The organism is Ruegeria sp. BHSC029 (assembly GCF_059613085.1).
Map to the genome: position 1 here is coordinate 513,935 of NZ_JBXWRU010000001.1, position 14,164 is coordinate 528,098.

At 62.0% G+C, this 14,164-nt stretch carries 17 protein-coding genes and 1 tRNA gene; 10 read left to right on the forward strand and 8 right to left on the reverse strand.

Annotated features, from left to right (window positions below; translation table 11 throughout):
- Positions 1 to 5: 5 nt before the first annotated feature.
- From AC2FML_RS02465 to AC2FML_RS02495, 7 genes are all read right to left on the reverse strand, one after another.
- The gene (locus AC2FML_RS02465) at positions 6 to 779 is read right to left on the reverse strand and encodes an ABC transporter ATP-binding protein (protein ID WP_170357796.1); all 774 of its coding nucleotides are present in this window, start codon (positions 777 to 779) and stop codon (positions 6 to 8) included.
- A complete protein-coding gene (locus AC2FML_RS02470) occupies positions 776 to 1,540 on the reverse strand; it encodes an ABC transporter ATP-binding protein (protein WP_149775121.1) in 765 nt (254 codons plus the stop codon). The genes AC2FML_RS02465 and AC2FML_RS02470 overlap by 4 nt, the downstream gene beginning before the upstream one ends.
- Entirely contained in the window at positions 1,537 to 2,634 is a 1,098-nt protein-coding gene (locus AC2FML_RS02475; RefSeq protein ID WP_496781834.1) for a branched-chain amino acid ABC transporter permease, read from the reverse strand. Before AC2FML_RS02475 ends, AC2FML_RS02470 begins: the two co-directional genes overlap by 4 nt.
- A 4-nt stretch (positions 2,635 to 2,638) precedes the next feature.
- Positions 2,639 to 3,514 (reverse strand): branched-chain amino acid ABC transporter permease, encoded by an 876-nt coding sequence (locus AC2FML_RS02480; RefSeq protein ID WP_005983028.1) that lies wholly within the window; start codon positions 3,512 to 3,514, stop codon positions 2,639 to 2,641.
- 75 nt (positions 3,515 to 3,589) lie between these two features.
- Positions 3,590 to 4,618, reverse strand: a complete 1,029-nt coding sequence (locus AC2FML_RS02485; protein WP_170528548.1) for a zinc-binding dehydrogenase — start codon at positions 4,616 to 4,618, stop codon at positions 3,590 to 3,592.
- 232 nt (positions 4,619 to 4,850) lie between these two features.
- On the reverse strand, positions 4,851 to 5,402 hold the full coding sequence (locus tag AC2FML_RS02490; RefSeq protein WP_093962956.1) for a hypothetical protein: 552 nt from the start codon (positions 5,400 to 5,402) through the stop codon (positions 4,851 to 4,853).
- Between the two features lie 208 nt (positions 5,403 to 5,610).
- Positions 5,611 to 5,700: transfer RNA gene (locus AC2FML_RS02495), tRNA-Ser, on the reverse strand.
- A gap of 123 nt (positions 5,701 to 5,823) precedes the next feature.
- Between AC2FML_RS02495 and AC2FML_RS02500 the strand changes: the two genes are divergently transcribed.
- The 9 genes from AC2FML_RS02500 to AC2FML_RS02540 all read left to right on the forward strand — a co-directional run bounded on the left by AC2FML_RS02500 (position 5,824) and on the right by AC2FML_RS02540 (position 13,294).
- Entirely contained in the window at positions 5,824 to 6,666 is an 843-nt protein-coding gene (locus AC2FML_RS02500; RefSeq protein WP_496781836.1) for a DUF2059 domain-containing protein, read from the forward strand.
- Positions 6,666 to 7,472: a DUF2059 domain-containing protein gene (locus tag AC2FML_RS02505; protein ID WP_496781837.1), complete on the forward strand. Its 807-nt coding sequence runs from the start codon at positions 6,666 to 6,668 to the stop codon at positions 7,470 to 7,472. Before AC2FML_RS02500 ends, AC2FML_RS02505 begins: the two co-directional genes overlap by 1 nt.
- Before the next feature lie 208 nt (positions 7,473 to 7,680).
- Positions 7,681 to 8,295 (forward strand): 50S ribosomal protein L21, encoded by a 615-nt coding sequence (locus AC2FML_RS02510; protein WP_170367097.1) that lies wholly within the window; start codon positions 7,681 to 7,683, stop codon positions 8,293 to 8,295.
- A gap of 11 nt (positions 8,296 to 8,306) precedes the next feature.
- Entirely contained in the window at positions 8,307 to 8,576 is a 270-nt protein-coding gene (rpmA, locus tag AC2FML_RS02515) for a 50S ribosomal protein L27 (RefSeq protein ID WP_005983052.1), read from the forward strand.
- Positions 8,577 to 8,672: 96 nt separating this feature from the next.
- Positions 8,673 to 9,281, forward strand: coding sequence for a LysE family translocator (locus AC2FML_RS02520; protein WP_170363477.1), 609 nt, complete (start codon positions 8,673 to 8,675; stop codon positions 9,279 to 9,281).
- Positions 9,278 to 9,814 carry a GNAT family N-acetyltransferase gene (locus AC2FML_RS02525; protein WP_170339204.1) on the forward strand — a complete coding sequence of 179 codons (537 nt, stop codon included), beginning with the start codon at positions 9,278 to 9,280 and terminating at the stop codon, positions 9,812 to 9,814. Before AC2FML_RS02520 ends, AC2FML_RS02525 begins: the two co-directional genes overlap by 4 nt.
- Before the next feature lie 37 nt (positions 9,815 to 9,851).
- Positions 9,852 to 10,886: a GTPase ObgE gene (gene obgE, locus AC2FML_RS02530; RefSeq protein WP_496781840.1), complete on the forward strand. Its 1,035-nt coding sequence runs from the start codon at positions 9,852 to 9,854 to the stop codon at positions 10,884 to 10,886.
- Positions 10,874 to 11,980: a glutamate 5-kinase gene (gene proB / locus AC2FML_RS02535; RefSeq protein WP_170390083.1), complete on the forward strand. Its 1,107-nt coding sequence runs from the start codon at positions 10,874 to 10,876 to the stop codon at positions 11,978 to 11,980. Before obgE ends, proB begins: the two co-directional genes overlap by 13 nt.
- 51 nt (positions 11,981 to 12,031) lie before the next feature.
- Complete coding sequence (locus tag AC2FML_RS02540) at positions 12,032 to 13,294, forward strand: glutamate-5-semialdehyde dehydrogenase (protein WP_496781841.1); 1,263 nt, start codon at positions 12,032 to 12,034, stop codon at positions 13,292 to 13,294.
- Positions 13,295 to 13,303: 9 nt separating this feature from the next.
- Here AC2FML_RS02540 and AC2FML_RS02545 read toward each other — a convergent pair whose 3' ends face one another.
- Positions 13,304 to 13,900: a histidine phosphotransferase family protein gene (locus tag AC2FML_RS02545; RefSeq protein WP_496781843.1), complete on the reverse strand. Its 597-nt coding sequence runs from the start codon at positions 13,898 to 13,900 to the stop codon at positions 13,304 to 13,306.
- Between the two features lie 45 nt (positions 13,901 to 13,945).
- Here AC2FML_RS02545 and AC2FML_RS02550 point away from each other — a divergent pair, with 45 nt between their 5' ends.
- Positions 13,946 to 14,128 (forward strand): DUF3553 domain-containing protein, encoded by a 183-nt coding sequence (locus AC2FML_RS02550; protein WP_170339192.1) that lies wholly within the window; start codon positions 13,946 to 13,948, stop codon positions 14,126 to 14,128.
- Positions 14,129 to 14,164 lie beyond the last annotated feature (36 nt).

Sequence of the window (14,164 nt, forward strand, 5' to 3'; positions counted from 1 at the left end):
CCGGCTCACCTCCACGTCTTCTTGCGTTTCCAGCGGCGGTTTTCCCGCGCGCCTTCCTCCTGCACGCCCAGATAGAAGTTCTGGATGTCCTCGGACCGCATCAGCACGTCGGCGGGGCCGTCCATCACGATGCGCCCGACCTCCATGACATAGCCATGATCGGCCAGTTCCAGCGCGGCGTTGGCGTTCTGCTCGACCAGCATCATGGTCATGTTCTGCTCGTCATTCAAACGTCTGAGGATGCCGAAGATCTCTTGGACCAGCAGCGGCGACAGGCCCAGCGAGGGTTCATCCAGCAGCATGATGCGCGGGTTGGCCATCAAACCGCGTCCGATGGCCAGCATCTGCTGCTGCCCGCCCGACAGGGTGCCGGCCTCTTGATTTCGGCGTTCCTTCAGAACCGGGAAGTAGGAAAACACCAACTCGCGGTCGCGCTCGATCTGGGCCTTGTCATGCAGGGTATAGGCCCCCAGGCTGAGGTTCTCGTTCACCGTCAACAGCGGGAACACCTCGCGCCCCTCGGGCACATGCACGATGCCCTTCTGGACGATCTTGTGCGGCTCCAGCCCCTGGATTTCCTCGCCGTCGAAGGTGATCGTGCCCTTTTCCGGGTCCATCACGCCCGAGACGGTCTTCATCAGCGTCGTCTTGCCCGCCCCGTTGGCGCCCAGGATCGAGACGATCTGACCCGGGCGCACGTCCAGCGACACGCCGCGGATCGCCATGATCGGGCCATAGAAGCTTTCGATGTTGCGGATGCTCAGGATCGGTGCGCTCATGAGGCTTTCCCCAGATAGGCTTCTACGACGGCGGGGTGCGATTGCACCTGCGCCGGTGTCCCAAGGGCCAGTTTCGCCCCGTCGGCCATGGCCAGCACCCGGTCGGACACGCCCGAGACCAGCCCCATGTCATGTTCGACCATCAGCACCGTGATCCCCATCTGCCGCCGGATGTCGTCGATCCACCAGCGCATGTCGGTTGTTTCCTCGACCGACAGCCCCGAGGCCGGTTCATCCAGCAGCAGCAGCTTGGGGTCGGTGGCCAGTGCGCGCGCGACCTCGACCACCTTGCGCACGCCATAGGGCAGGCCGGCGATCATCTTGTCGCGATAGGCCTGCAGGTCGAGGAAATCGATGATCTCTTCGACCTTCTCGCGGTTCTCCAGCTCTTGCCGGCGGGCCGAGGGGGTAAAGAACACCTCGGACAGCAGATTGGTACGCCGGTGGCGGTGCCGCCCGACCAGCAGGTTCTGCAACACGGTTGCATGTTCGAACAGCTCGATGTTCTGGAAGGTCCGCGCAACTCCATAGGCGGCCACACCCGAGGGCTTGACCTGAAGCAGATCGTGCCCGTCGAACCGGATCTGGCCCGCGTATGGGTCGTAGAAACGCGAGATCAGGTTGAACACCGTGGATTTGCCCGCCCCGTTCGGGCCGACGATGGCAAAGACCTCGCCTTCTTCGACCGAAAAGGACAGATCGTTCACCGCCGTCAGGCCACCGAATTTCAGGGTGACGTTCTCGAATTCCAGCAGGCTCATCTCAGGCGCTCCGTCTTGAGATAGGATTTCTGCCGCTTGAACATGTCCTTGCGGTAGAAGGGGAACAGCTCGAACCAGGTGCGGATTTTCAGCCATCGGCCGTAGATGCCCATCGGCTCGAACAGGATGAACCCGATCAGGATCATGCCGAAGATGCCGAATTCTAGCCCCGGAATGGCGACGGTTCCGCCACCGAACAGGGCGGCTGCGTATTCCTTGGCGATCGACAGGAACTGCGGCAGAAACCCGATGACGATGGCGCCCAGAAACGCGCCGTGGATCGAGCCCAGTCCGCCGATCACGATCATCATCAGCAGCTGGATCGAGATCACAACGCTGAAGGTTTCGTTGTTGAAGGCCCCGGCATAAAGGCCCATCAGCGCTCCCGCCCATCCGGTTACGGCGCAGGACAGGGCAAAGGACACGGTCTTGGTGCGCGCGATGTCGATGCCCATCGCCTGCGCGGACACTTCCGAGTCGCGCACCGCGATGAAGCTGCGCCCCAACGGCGTGCGCAAAAGGTTAATGTAGCCCAGCGTGACCAGAACCGTGACGACCAGCACCAGCCAGTAGAACTGCTCGGGCGTGCCCCAGCGATCGACCAGATGGCCGAAAATCTCGACCCCCCCCATGTACTTGCCCGCCACGCCGCCGGTGATCGGTTCCGCCAGAACGATGAGGTCGTCCATCAGGATCGACAAGGCCAGGGTGAAGATCGCAAGATAGATACCGTGCAGCCGCAGGGCAGGGATGGCAACCGTGACCCCGGCGATGCCGGTCAGAATGCCGGCAAGCGGAAAAGCCACCAGAAACGGCACGCCAGACTCGATCAGGATCACGTTGGCATAGCAGCCAAAGGCCAGAAACGCCGCGTGGCCCAGGCTGGCCTGGCCGGTATGCCCGGTCAGGATCATCAGCCCCAGCCCAGCGATGGCCCAGATCAGAACGTTGGTCAGCTCACCCAGATAAAACGCGTCCAGCCACCACGGCGCGGCAATGACCACCGCCAGCAGGATCAGGTAGAGTGACAACTGGTATCGGTCCTTCCACGGGCGGATGTCCTGCATGTAGTCGGTTTTGAAAACGATCCTCATGCGCTCAGACCTTCTTGACCCGGACCTGGCTGAACAGGCCGTGCGGACGGAAGATCAGCACCGCCAGCAACAGCGCATAGGGCGCGATCTGGCTGTAGCCCGCAGCGATGTAGCGGCTGGCGAAGGGTTCGATCACGCCGACGATCAGACCGCCCGCCAAGGCTCCGGGCAGGCTGCCAAACCCGCCGATGACCGCGGCCGCAAACGCCTTGATTCCCAGCAGCCCGGTGGTCGGATCGACCGAACCCTTGGCGGCGAACAGGATGCCCGCGATCCCGGCCACGACGCCGGCCAGACCCCAGATGAAACCCTGAACACGCTTGACCGGTACCCCCATGTAATAGGCCGCCAACTGGTTCTGCGAAGCGCCCTGCATCGCCAGCCCCAGCTTGGTCTTGCTGAAGAACACATAGAGCCCCCAGGTCAGCAGCACGGTCACGACGATGACCGCCACGTCCTCCATCCCCAGAACCAGCCCGCCAAAGCGGACCTCCTTGCCGGCAAGCGGGTTTTCCAGCGTCTGCGGCTCGTGACCCCAGATCAGCCCGGCGACAAAGCGGATCACGAAGCCCAAGGCAATGGTCAGGATGACCACGGCGGTCTGGCTTTCCCCGAACAGGCGGCGGATGATCAGCCTGTCCAGCAGGTACCCCAGCGCGCCCATGATCCCCAGCGAGATGGGCAGGGCCAGCCAGAAGGGCAGGCCCATATATTCGGTATTGGTCAGCCCGATGGTGACGAAGGCGCCCAGCATCATGAAATCGCCCTGGGCGAAGTTCACGGCCTCGGTCGCCTTGTAGATCAAAACGAAGCCAAGCGCGATCAGGCCGTAGACACAGCCATTCGCCAGCCCGCTGATCAGCAGCTGTGCGTTGTCCAAATTCTCCTCCCCATGCCGGTTTGCCCGGCGTCCTGACGCCCCGGATCTCCTCCAATCACCGGGGCGCCTGTTCTACTATGGCGTGATTATTACCTTACCGTCACTCTTTTTCAGTGCAACTGCCAGATCGGAAACGATTTTGTTCAGCGGGACATGCGCCGAGACATCCGTTTTCCACCGTCCGTCCGCAAAGCGGGCCTGCACCTCGGCAACCGCGCGCATCTGCTCTTCGGGCGGAGTGGACATCATCCATTTGGTCAGCCAGAAGCCCTCGATCCGTTTGCTCATAAAGATCAGCTGGCCCATCTGGGTCAGCTTCGGAGGCTCGCTGCTGAGTTTGCCATAAGACACCCAGCGCGCGCCGTTGGGCATGGCGCAGAAGACCTGCTCGGACAGCTGATCCGAGACCGCATCCAAAAACACCCGCGGCTTGAGCTGTGCGCTGATGGCAGCAAACTTGGAGACTGCATCGTCTTCGGTGGTTACGATGATCTCGGCCGCTCCGTGGCTTTTGAGCAGTCCGACCGTTTCAGGGCGCCGCACCATCGCAATCGGCTTCAGGCCAAGGTCTCGGCCCAGCCCGCACATCAGCTTGCCCAACTGGCTGGTGGCCGCGGAAACGACAAAGGCCTCTCCTTCGGAACGCGCGATCTCAACCATTGCCATCGCGGTCAGCGGATTGACGATCTGTGCGGCACCGTCATCGTCCGAGATCTCGGGCCGCAAAGGAATGCACATCTGCGCCTGTGTCAGGGCATACTCGGCCCATGCGCCGGACCCGGAGGCGACGAAGGCGACCCTTTGCCCCTTCAGCGCTTCGGCACCCGCGCCGGTGGCGACGACGTCCCCGCACCCTTCGAAACCGGCCGGGGCACCTTTGACCCGCGGCTGACCGTACTCACCCTTGATGAAATGGAGGTCCGAGGGGTTCACCGATGCGGTGCGCAATTTGATCAGCACCTGGCCGGGGCCAGGCGTGGGCACCGGGATCTCGGCATTCTCAACCCAGTCGGCGGCGTCCTCGATCGCCGGGCCCGTGGCGGTACCCGAGTATCCGTCAAATTTCTGGATCACGGCAAACATGGATTTGGGGAGGTCAGTCATTCTTTTTCCTTTGTTTCCGACACTTTCAAGCAAACGGGTCGATCCAAATGCACGCCCTGGGGCAGGGCGCACCGATGCCGACAATAGGTCGTCCCGACTTGATGCGACTGGTTGAGCCAAGCCAAACAAATGGCACCGGACACGTCAATCGACCAAAGGGTTAACGTTGGGGAATTGGGAAGCCGGTGCAGGTGTGACAAGGCCGGACAATTGCCGGCCTTGTCGAATGATCTTATTGCGTCAACAGGTTGCGCAGTTCCTGGATCTTGAGCGCAGCCGTTTCCGGCGCTTCCTTGATGCCATCGAGGATCTTGATCACCTGGTCCTGGATTTCCTGGCTCAGCTGGCTGTTTTTCACGGATTCAACCATCGCGTCATAGTCGAACTGCTCGGCCGACAGCATGCCTTCGTCAACCCAGGTATTCAGCAACTCCTGCCCTTGGGCAGTGAGGGCTGCAACCTGATCGCCTGCCTGGTTGGCCAGATCCGTCGCAGCATCGCCGGCCTGGTTAGCCAGATCCGTGGCTGTCTGACCGGCTTGCTCGGCGGCTTCACCGGCCTGTTCGACGGCGGCCGAGGCTGCGTCACCCGCTTGCTGCGTGGCCGTCGACAAAGCCTCGCTGGCAGCTTCCTGGGCTGCGGTTGCGGCCTCGCCAACGGCCTCGCCGGCTTCTTTGGCGGCAGATTGCAGTTTCTCGGCCGGGGTGGGCTCGGGCTGATTCAGGTAGAAATACGCGCCGGCACCCAATCCGGCGATGATAATCAGGATGATAATGCGGGACATTGGGGTCTCCTTTTCGGATGTGTGCCGCTGATGTGGGGAGAAACTACCTGAGATCAAAGGGGAAATCCCAAAGATTCGGCGCATGTTCGGGGTTTGGGCCACTCGGCGCTGATCAGTCAGACGATCGGCGGCAACAACACGCCACCGGCGAAAATGCACGCTTGCAACCATCAGGCGAACAAGAAAGGGGGGCGTCATTGGGAAGTAGTGGCGGAGAGACAGGGATTCGAACCCTGGGTGGGCTTGCACCCACAACGGTTTTCGAGACCGCCCCGTTCGACCACTCCGGCACCTCTCCGCGGGGGTCTGTGAGGGGGGGATTTAGTTGTGATCGCCGAGGGGTGCAAGCAGAAAATTCCCGAATTCGCCAAACCGTGGATTTTCCATTGCCAGTCCGACGAAATCTCCTAGGCTGACATGTATGAGACATCTTCTGCACCGCATTTCGCTTCTGCTCATCCTGCCCGTGTTCGCGTTCGCTCTGACGGCTCAGACCGCCTTGTCCGCCAGTCGGGATCGGATTGAGGCTTTTCTGACGACGACGGGTTTTGACGTGGCGCTGGAGAGCATCGCACTGGCCTCGGCTTCGGCGCCTCAGATGCTGGGGATCGACCCCGAGGGTTTTGGCTCACAATGGACGCGCCTGACGGAAGAGGTGTTCGACACCGATGACATGCATGAAACAGCGGTTGCGATTCTCGAACAGACGCTGAGCGACGAGGCCCTGGACCACGCGGTCGAGTTTTATGCCTCGGATCTGGGACAACGGCTTGTCGAGGCGGAAAATGCCTCGCACCTTGTCGAGGATGACGAAGCCAAGCAACTTGAGGGGCAGGAGATCATATCCGATCTGGTCAAGTCCGGTTCGAGCCGCATCGAAAGCCTGAAGCGGATGAACAGCGCCATCGATGCCAGCGAAACCTCGTTGCGGGCGCTGCAGGAGATCCAGCTGCGGTTCCTGCTGGCCGCCAGCGCCGCCGGAGTGATCGACCTGCAGTTGGACGCGGACGGGCTGCGCCAGATGATGAAGCTGAACGAACCCGAGATGCGGCAGTCATTGCAACTGTCCGCCTTGGCCAATGCGGCCTACACCTATCAGGATTTCTCTGACGCGGATGTCGACGCCTATACCAAAGCACTGGAACAGCCGCTGATGCAGGAAGTCTACGAACTGTTGAACGCAATTCAGTACGAGATCATGGCCATGCGGTTTGAAGTGCTGGCGGCGCGCATGGCCGAACTGCGTCCGGCTCAGGACATCTGATGCGGCTGTTTCTGGCTCTGTGGCTGGTTTTGGCCGGTTGGGCCAGTGCGGTCACGGCGGACCAGGTCGACCGTCTGACCAAGGCAATGCATTTGTCCGACGTGATGCAGATTCTGCGTGATGAGGGTGTCACGCAGGGGCGCGAACTGGACAAAAGCCTGCTGGACGGTGAGGGCGGATCGTTTTTCGAGGCCCAGGTTGAAGACTTGTACGACAAGGCGTGGATGCAGGCCAAGATTTATGACGCGCTGGCTGGCGGTATGTCCGAAGGGCAACTGGAGCAGGCTGCGCTGTTTTTCGAAAGCGATCTGGGCCGCGCCGTCGTGTCTCTGGAAAACTCGGCCCGTCGAACTTTTTCCGACGAAGCCATCGAAGAGATGGCCATGGCCGCCTATCGGGAGGCCGATCGTGATGCGGCCTATTTTCGTCTGATCGATGAGTATGTCGAGATCAACGACCTTGTTGATCGGAACGTGCGCGGGGCGTTGCAGGCCGACTACAATTTCTTCCGTGGGTTGGCGGACGGGCAGGGCATCACGGGCGACGACGGGGAAATGTTGGCCCAATTGCTGGCGCAGGGAGCGCAGTCCGAGCAACAAACCCGCGAGTGGCTGTACTCGTTTCTGCTGTTTGCGTACCAACCGCTCAGCGAGGCCCAGCTGCGCGAGAATATCGCCTTTTCACGTACCGAGGCAGGGCAGGCCTTGAACAACGCCTTGTTCGCAGGTCTGGACACCATGTTCAACGAGTTGTCATACCAGCTGGGCGTGACGGTGGCTCAGGTTCTGCAAGCGTCGGATCTTTAGGCCGGTTTGCTGTTGACTTTGCCGTGTGATCCGTGGATAAGCGCGCATCCCGGCCGGAACCTCCGCGCCGGGTATCGTTATTGTTGGCCTGACGGGTGCGCCCTGACGGTCGTTCATCCGCCCGAAAAGGGCGCGCTGTTCGAGGTGGCCTTGGCCGAAACACCCGTCTGACGGGGACCACAGAACGCGGTAGAAAAAGGAAAGACGCATGTTTGCAGTCCTCAAGACTGGCGGCAAGCAGTACAAGGTTCAGGCGGGCGACGTGCTCCGCGTTGAAAAGCTGGCTGCCGACGCAGGTGAAAAAGTCCAATTCAACGACGTTCTGATGCTGGGTGGCGACGCCCCGGTGGTCGGCGCGCCGTTCATCGATGGTGCGGCCGTTCAGGCGGAAGTGATCGAACAGATCAAAGGTGACAAGGTCATCAAATTCGTCAAGCGCCGCCGCAAGCACAGCTCGAAGCGCACCGTTGGCCACCGTCAGAAGCTGACCCTGGTCAAGATCACCGACATCCTGCCCTCGGGCGCGGACAAGTCGGGCGTCAAGGCCGCAACCGGTTCGGCTCCGGCAGGTGAAGTTGCGAAAGCAGCGAAACCCGCCAAGAAAGCCGCTGCCAAGGCAGAAGCCCCGGCCGCTGCTGCTGCCGCTGACGATCTGACCAAGATCACCGGTGTTGGTCCCGCAGCTGCCAAGAAACTGGCCGAAGCCGGTATCGAAAGCTTTGCCGCTCTGGCCGCCTTGTCGGACGAGCAGATTGCTGCTATCGAGACGGTCAAAGTGAAACCCGAATGGGTTGAGCAGGCCAAAGAGCTGGCCAAAGGCTAAGGAGAGAGAGAATGGCACATAAAAAAGCTGGCGGTTCCTCCCGTAACGGCCGCGACTCAGCGGGTCGTCGCCTTGGCGTGAAACTGTATGGTGGCCAGGCCGCCGTTGCAGGCAACATCATCGTGCGTCAGCGCGGCACCAAGTTCTGGCCGGGCGAAGGCGTGGGCATGGGCAAGGATCACACCATCTTTGCAACTGTCGATGGCGCCGTGAAGTTCCACAAGGGACTGAAAAACCGCACCTTCATTTCGGTCCTGCCAGTGGCGGAGGCCGCAGAGTAAGCCGAAACCCAGAAGGTTTAAGAAAAATTCATGGGGGACCGGCACAAAGTGCCGGTCCCCTTTCTCGTTTTGACGCAGATTTGATCGAAAGCCCCGATGCCCGTTGCAACCACCAGTTTCCTGATCTTTGCCGCCAGCCAGGTCGGCACGCCGGGACCGGCCAACATGGTCTTGTTGGGAACGGGTGCGCGCTATGGGTTCCGCGCTGCGCTGCCTTTCGTGGCAGGCGTGATTCTGGGCAAGCAGCTGATCATCTGGCCGTTGGGCTTTGGCCTTCTGCAACTGGCAGAACAAGCCCCCACCGCGTTTGCGGTTCTGAAATATGCTTCGGCGGCCTATATTTGCTGGCTTGCGTGGAAAATCGCCAACCTCCGCCTGTCCCATCAGGACGCGGGCGAGGCGGTTCCGGGTTTCTGGGCCGGGCTGGTGGTGCATCCGCTGAACCCCAAGGCCTGGGCGATGATCATCGCGGGATTCACCGGGTTCGTCGCGGCGGGAACGTCGGTGCTGAGTGCGACGCTCACGATCGCGCTCGTTTTGTTGACCTGCCAGTTGGTCCTGCACCCGATCTGGACCTTTGCGGGCGATAGAATTGCACGCGTGGTTGCGGGACGGCCGGCGGAAAAATATCTGATGTGGACTCTCGCGGGTCTGACTGTTGCATCCGTACTTTTCGTGTTGTTCGGAGGAGGAACACACCAATGAAACTTGAGGCAATCATAAATCAGCCGGTCATTGAAACCGAGCGGTTCGACCTGCGCCCGCTGCGCCGGTCGGACATGGGCCTGATCGAGCACTACGCCGGGGACGAGCGCGTGGCGCGCATGACCACGTCGATCCCGCACCCCTTGCCGCCCGGTTCGATCGAGGCTTTCGTGACCCGCGCCATGGCCGAGGACCGGGACGAGGACGTCTGGGCGATGGACGCCACCAAGGATGGCGGGCCCGAGTTGATCGGGGTGATCTCGCTCAAGCGGCTGGATCGCAACCAGTCCGAAGTGGGCTATTGGGTCGCGCCCTTGTATTGGAACACGGGCATCGCCTCGCTGGCGGTGGAAACGCTGGTTCAGGCGAATCCGTTGGAAAACGCCACGATGTTTGCCAGCGTGTTTCAGGACAATCCCGCCTCGGCACGGGTTCTGACCCATTGCGGGTTCCAGTATCTTGGCGATGCCGAAAGCTTCTCGGTGGCGCGCGACGCAAATGTGCCCACCTGGACGTACAGCAAAAAACTCTGACTTGTGGCCGATGGGGCCTTTGCAGTAGGGGACTGACATGAAATTTCTCGATCTTGCAAAGGTCTACATCCGGTCCGGGGCCGGCGGTAGCGGGTGCGTCAGCTTCCGACGCGAAAAGTACATCGAATACGGCGGCCCCGATGGCGGGGACGGCGGCAAGGGCGGGTCCGTCTGGGCCGAGGTCGTGGACGGGCTGAACACCCTGATCGACTTCCGTTATCAGCAGCATTTCTTTGCCAAGAACGGCCAGCCCGGCCGGGGCCAGCAACGCACCGGCAAGGATGGCGACGACATCATTCTGCGCTTGCCCGTCGGAACCGAGATTCTGGACGAGGATCAGGAGACGGTGGTCGCCGACCTGACCGAAGTGGGGCAACGTGTCCTGCTGGCGCGGGGTGGCAATGGCGGTTTCGGCAACCTGCATTTCAAATCGGCCACCAACCAGGCGCCGCGGCGGGCCAACCCTGGGCAGCCGGGTGTGGACCGTACGATATGGCTGCGTCTGAAGCTGATTGCCGATGTGGGTCTGCTGGGCATGCCGAACGCGGGCAAATCGACCTTTCTGGCCGCCACCTCGAACGCGCGGCCCAAGATCGCCGATTATCCGTTCACCACGCTGCATCCCAATCTGGGCGTCGTTGGCGTGGACAACGTGGAATTCGTTGTGGCCGACATTCCCGGCCTGATCGAAGGCGCGCATGAAGGCCGCGGCATCGGCGACCGTTTCCTGGGCCATGTCGAACGCTGCGCGGTGTTGCTGCATCTGGTCGATGGCACGTCGGAGACCATCGCGCAGGATTATCACACCATCATCCACGAGCTTGAGGCCTATGGCGGTGCGCTGGCTGACAAGCCCCGGATCACCGTGTTGAACAAGATTGACGCGCTGGACGAAGAACAGCTCGAACTGGCCAAGGCCGAGTTGAAAGAGGCCGTGAGCGGCCCTGTCATGACCATGTCGGGCGTGGCCCGGCAGGGCGTGACCGAAGTTTTGCGGGCCCTGCGCGCCCAGATCGACGAAAACCGCCTGCGTCAGAAACCCACTGAGGAGCGCGAGACGTGGCAGCCCTGACCGACGCAAAGCGCCTGGTGGTCAAGATCGGCTCGGCTTTGCTGGTCGATCGTGCGACCGGCAAGCTGCGTTCGGAGTGGTTGCATTCGCTGGCGCAGGACGTGGCGTGGCTCAAGGGGCAGGGGGCCGATGTGGTTCTGGTCTCGTCCGGTTCGATCGCGCTGGGGCGCGGCGTTCTGGGTCTGCCCGCAACCGCACTGTCGCTGGAGCAGTCCCAGGCCGCTGCCGCCGTCGGTCAGATCCGGCTGGCGCGGGCCTATGAAGAGGCGTTGGCCCCGCACGACATCACCACGGCGCAGGTTCTGGTGACGCTGGAAGACAGCGAGAACCGCCGCCGGTACCTGAACTCGCGCGCGACGCTGGAAACTCTGCTGGGGTTGGGCGTCGTGCCCATCGTGAACGAAAATGACACGGTGGCCACGGATGAAATCCGATACGGCGACAATGATCGACTGGCCGCGCAGATCGCCGTGACCGTCGGTGCGGATCAGTTGATCCTGCTGTCCGATGTCGATGGGTTCTACACCGGCAATCCAGCCGAAGACCCATCCGCCACCCGGTTTGACGTGATCGACGCGATCACGCCCGAGATCGAGGCGATGGCTGGTGACGCCGGTTCGGGGCTGTCCAAGGGCGGCATGAAGACCAAGCTGATGGCCGCGCAGATGGCGACGGCGGCGGGCTGTGACATGGCGATTACGGAAGGATCGCCTTTGAACCCGCTGAAACTGCTGAACAATGGCGCGAACAGCACTTGGTTCAAGGCCAAGCTGGACCCGCATGCGGCGCGCAAACGCTGGATCTCGGCGATGAAGCCGCGGGGCGAGATCACGGTCGATGCAGGGGCAGCGCAGGCGCTGGAGAATGGCAAAAGCCTGTTGCCGGCCGGCATCGTCGAAGTGACGGGCGATTTTGGACGGGGCGACCCGGTGGCCATCAAAGATCACGAAGGCCGGCGTTTGGGATTGGGCCTCAGCCGCTATACCGCGCACGAGGCCGACACCATCAAGGGGCGCAAATCCTCCGAGATCGAGGACGCACTCGGCTATCCCGGCCGTGCGGTGATGATCCACCGTGACGATCTGGCTTTGTAGCCGCGAAAACTGATAGATTTGGCTGGTCCGACGACCGGAAAGGCAGATGACATGAAGGACTTTGATAGCATTCCCGCCCTGATGGCCGATCTTGGCAAGCGCGCCAAGGATGCGTCTCGGGATCTGGCCTTTGCTTCGGCCGAGCGCAAACACGCCGCGTTGATTGCCGCCGCCGACGCTGTGTGGAAGAACCGTGCGCAGATCATCGAGGCCAACAAGAAAGACCTGGACTACGGCCGCGAAAAGGGTCTGAGCCCGGCTATGATGGACCGTCTGATGCTGGACGAGACGCGCATTCAGGGCATGGTCGACGGGTTGCGCGCCGTGGCTGAACAGGCCGATCCGGTGGGTGAGGTTCTGGCCGAATGGGACATGCCCTCGGGGCTGAACATCCGCCGCGTACGCACCCCGCTGGGCGTGATCGGCGTGATCTATGAAAGCCGCCCGAACGTGACCGCGGATGCCGGGGCGCTGTGCCTCAAGTCGGGCAATGCCGTGATCCTGCGCGGCGGGTCGGAAAGCTTTCATTCCTCGACCGCGATCCACGCTTGCCTGGTCGAGGGTCTGAAGGTCGCGAACCTGCCCGAGGATGCGATCCAGCTGGTCCCGACCCGTGACCGGGCGGCGGTGCAGGAATTGCTGACCATGACCGACTATGTCGACGTCATCGTGCCGCGCGGCGGCAAGGGGCTGGTCGGGTTGGTCCAGCGAGAGGCGCGGGTGCCGGTCTTTGCACATCTTGAAGGGATCGTGCACATTTATGTCGACAAGGCTGCGGATCCGCAGAAAACGCTGGACGTGGTGCTGAACGCCAAGACCCGCCGCACTGGCATCTGCGGGGCGGCCGAATGCCTGCTGGTGCATCAGGATATCGCGGAAACGCTAGGGCGCGACGTGATCGCGGCGCTGCTGGCCGCTGGCGTCGAGGTCCATGCCGCGGGTGCGCTGGCCATCGACGGCACCGTGCCGGCCACCGATGCCGACTGGGGCAAGGAGTTTCTGGACAGCATCATCGCCGCAAAACCGGTGACCGATATCGATGAAGCAATCGCGCATATCCGGCAATACGGATCGAACCATACCGATTGCATCATGACCGAGGATCAGTCCGCCGCCGACCGCTTCTTTGAACGGCTCGACAGTGCGATCCTGATGCACAACGCCTCGACCCAATTTGCCGACGGGGGTGAGTTCGGAATGGGCGCCGAGATCGGAATCGCCACGGGCAAGATGCACGCGCGCGGCCCGGTGGGGGCGGCGCAGCTGACCAGCTTCAAATACCTGGTGCGCGGCAACGGCACGACGCGCGCCTGAGGCGCTGCGTCAGAACCGCAGCACCACGCGGGTTGCGCCCGTCTCGGCCGAAACCCGGCGGCCCTGAGCGGCCGCCGTCTGCGGCAGCAGGGCGAACTGCACCTGCGCCGGCGTGACCTTGTTGGCGAATGTGCCGGTCGGGAGACCTTTCCACAGGTCGGGATCGACATTCATGCGGTCGGCCGTACCAGTGACCGTCCATTTGTCGCCCACGCTGTCGATCTTTACCTCGCCGCCCATCGGCATGGCGCTTTCGCAGCACATGATGGCCAGAAAGGCCAGTTTGATCTGATTGCGCGGCATCGCCTCGGTGACGTTCCAATGCACCCGGACACGGCCCGCGTGGTTGACATCGCGCAGCAGGTCCGTCACTTCGCCGCGGCCCAGCGGCTGATCGCTGGCCGCGCCAAAGGCCACGCGAAAGAACCGAATCCGCGCCCCGGCGCTGCCGACGCTGCCGGTGATCAGTTCCATCTCGGGGCCCTGGGTGCCGCCAACCATCTCCAACAGTTCCAGCCCATTGGTGATCGCGCCGATCGGGCTGATCAAATCGTGGCAGATCCGAGAGCCGATCAACTCGGCCAGGTTGACGTTGGTGTCGCCCATGCGTACCTCCTGTGGTATCCCCCATGCCCGACCCGGAGCCGTCGCATGACAGATCTGAATGCCATTCTTGCACCGGGCATGTTTGTCCGCCACCCAGATTTCCCTGACTGGGGCGTTGGACAGGTCCAGTCCAACATCGGGGGCAAGATCACCGTGAACTTTCGCGACCAGGGCAAAGTGGTGATTGACGGAACACGCATCGCCTTGATGCCGGTTCTTGATCCATGAAACTGGTTTAGGAAAGGTTAACGGGGCTCGCCACCC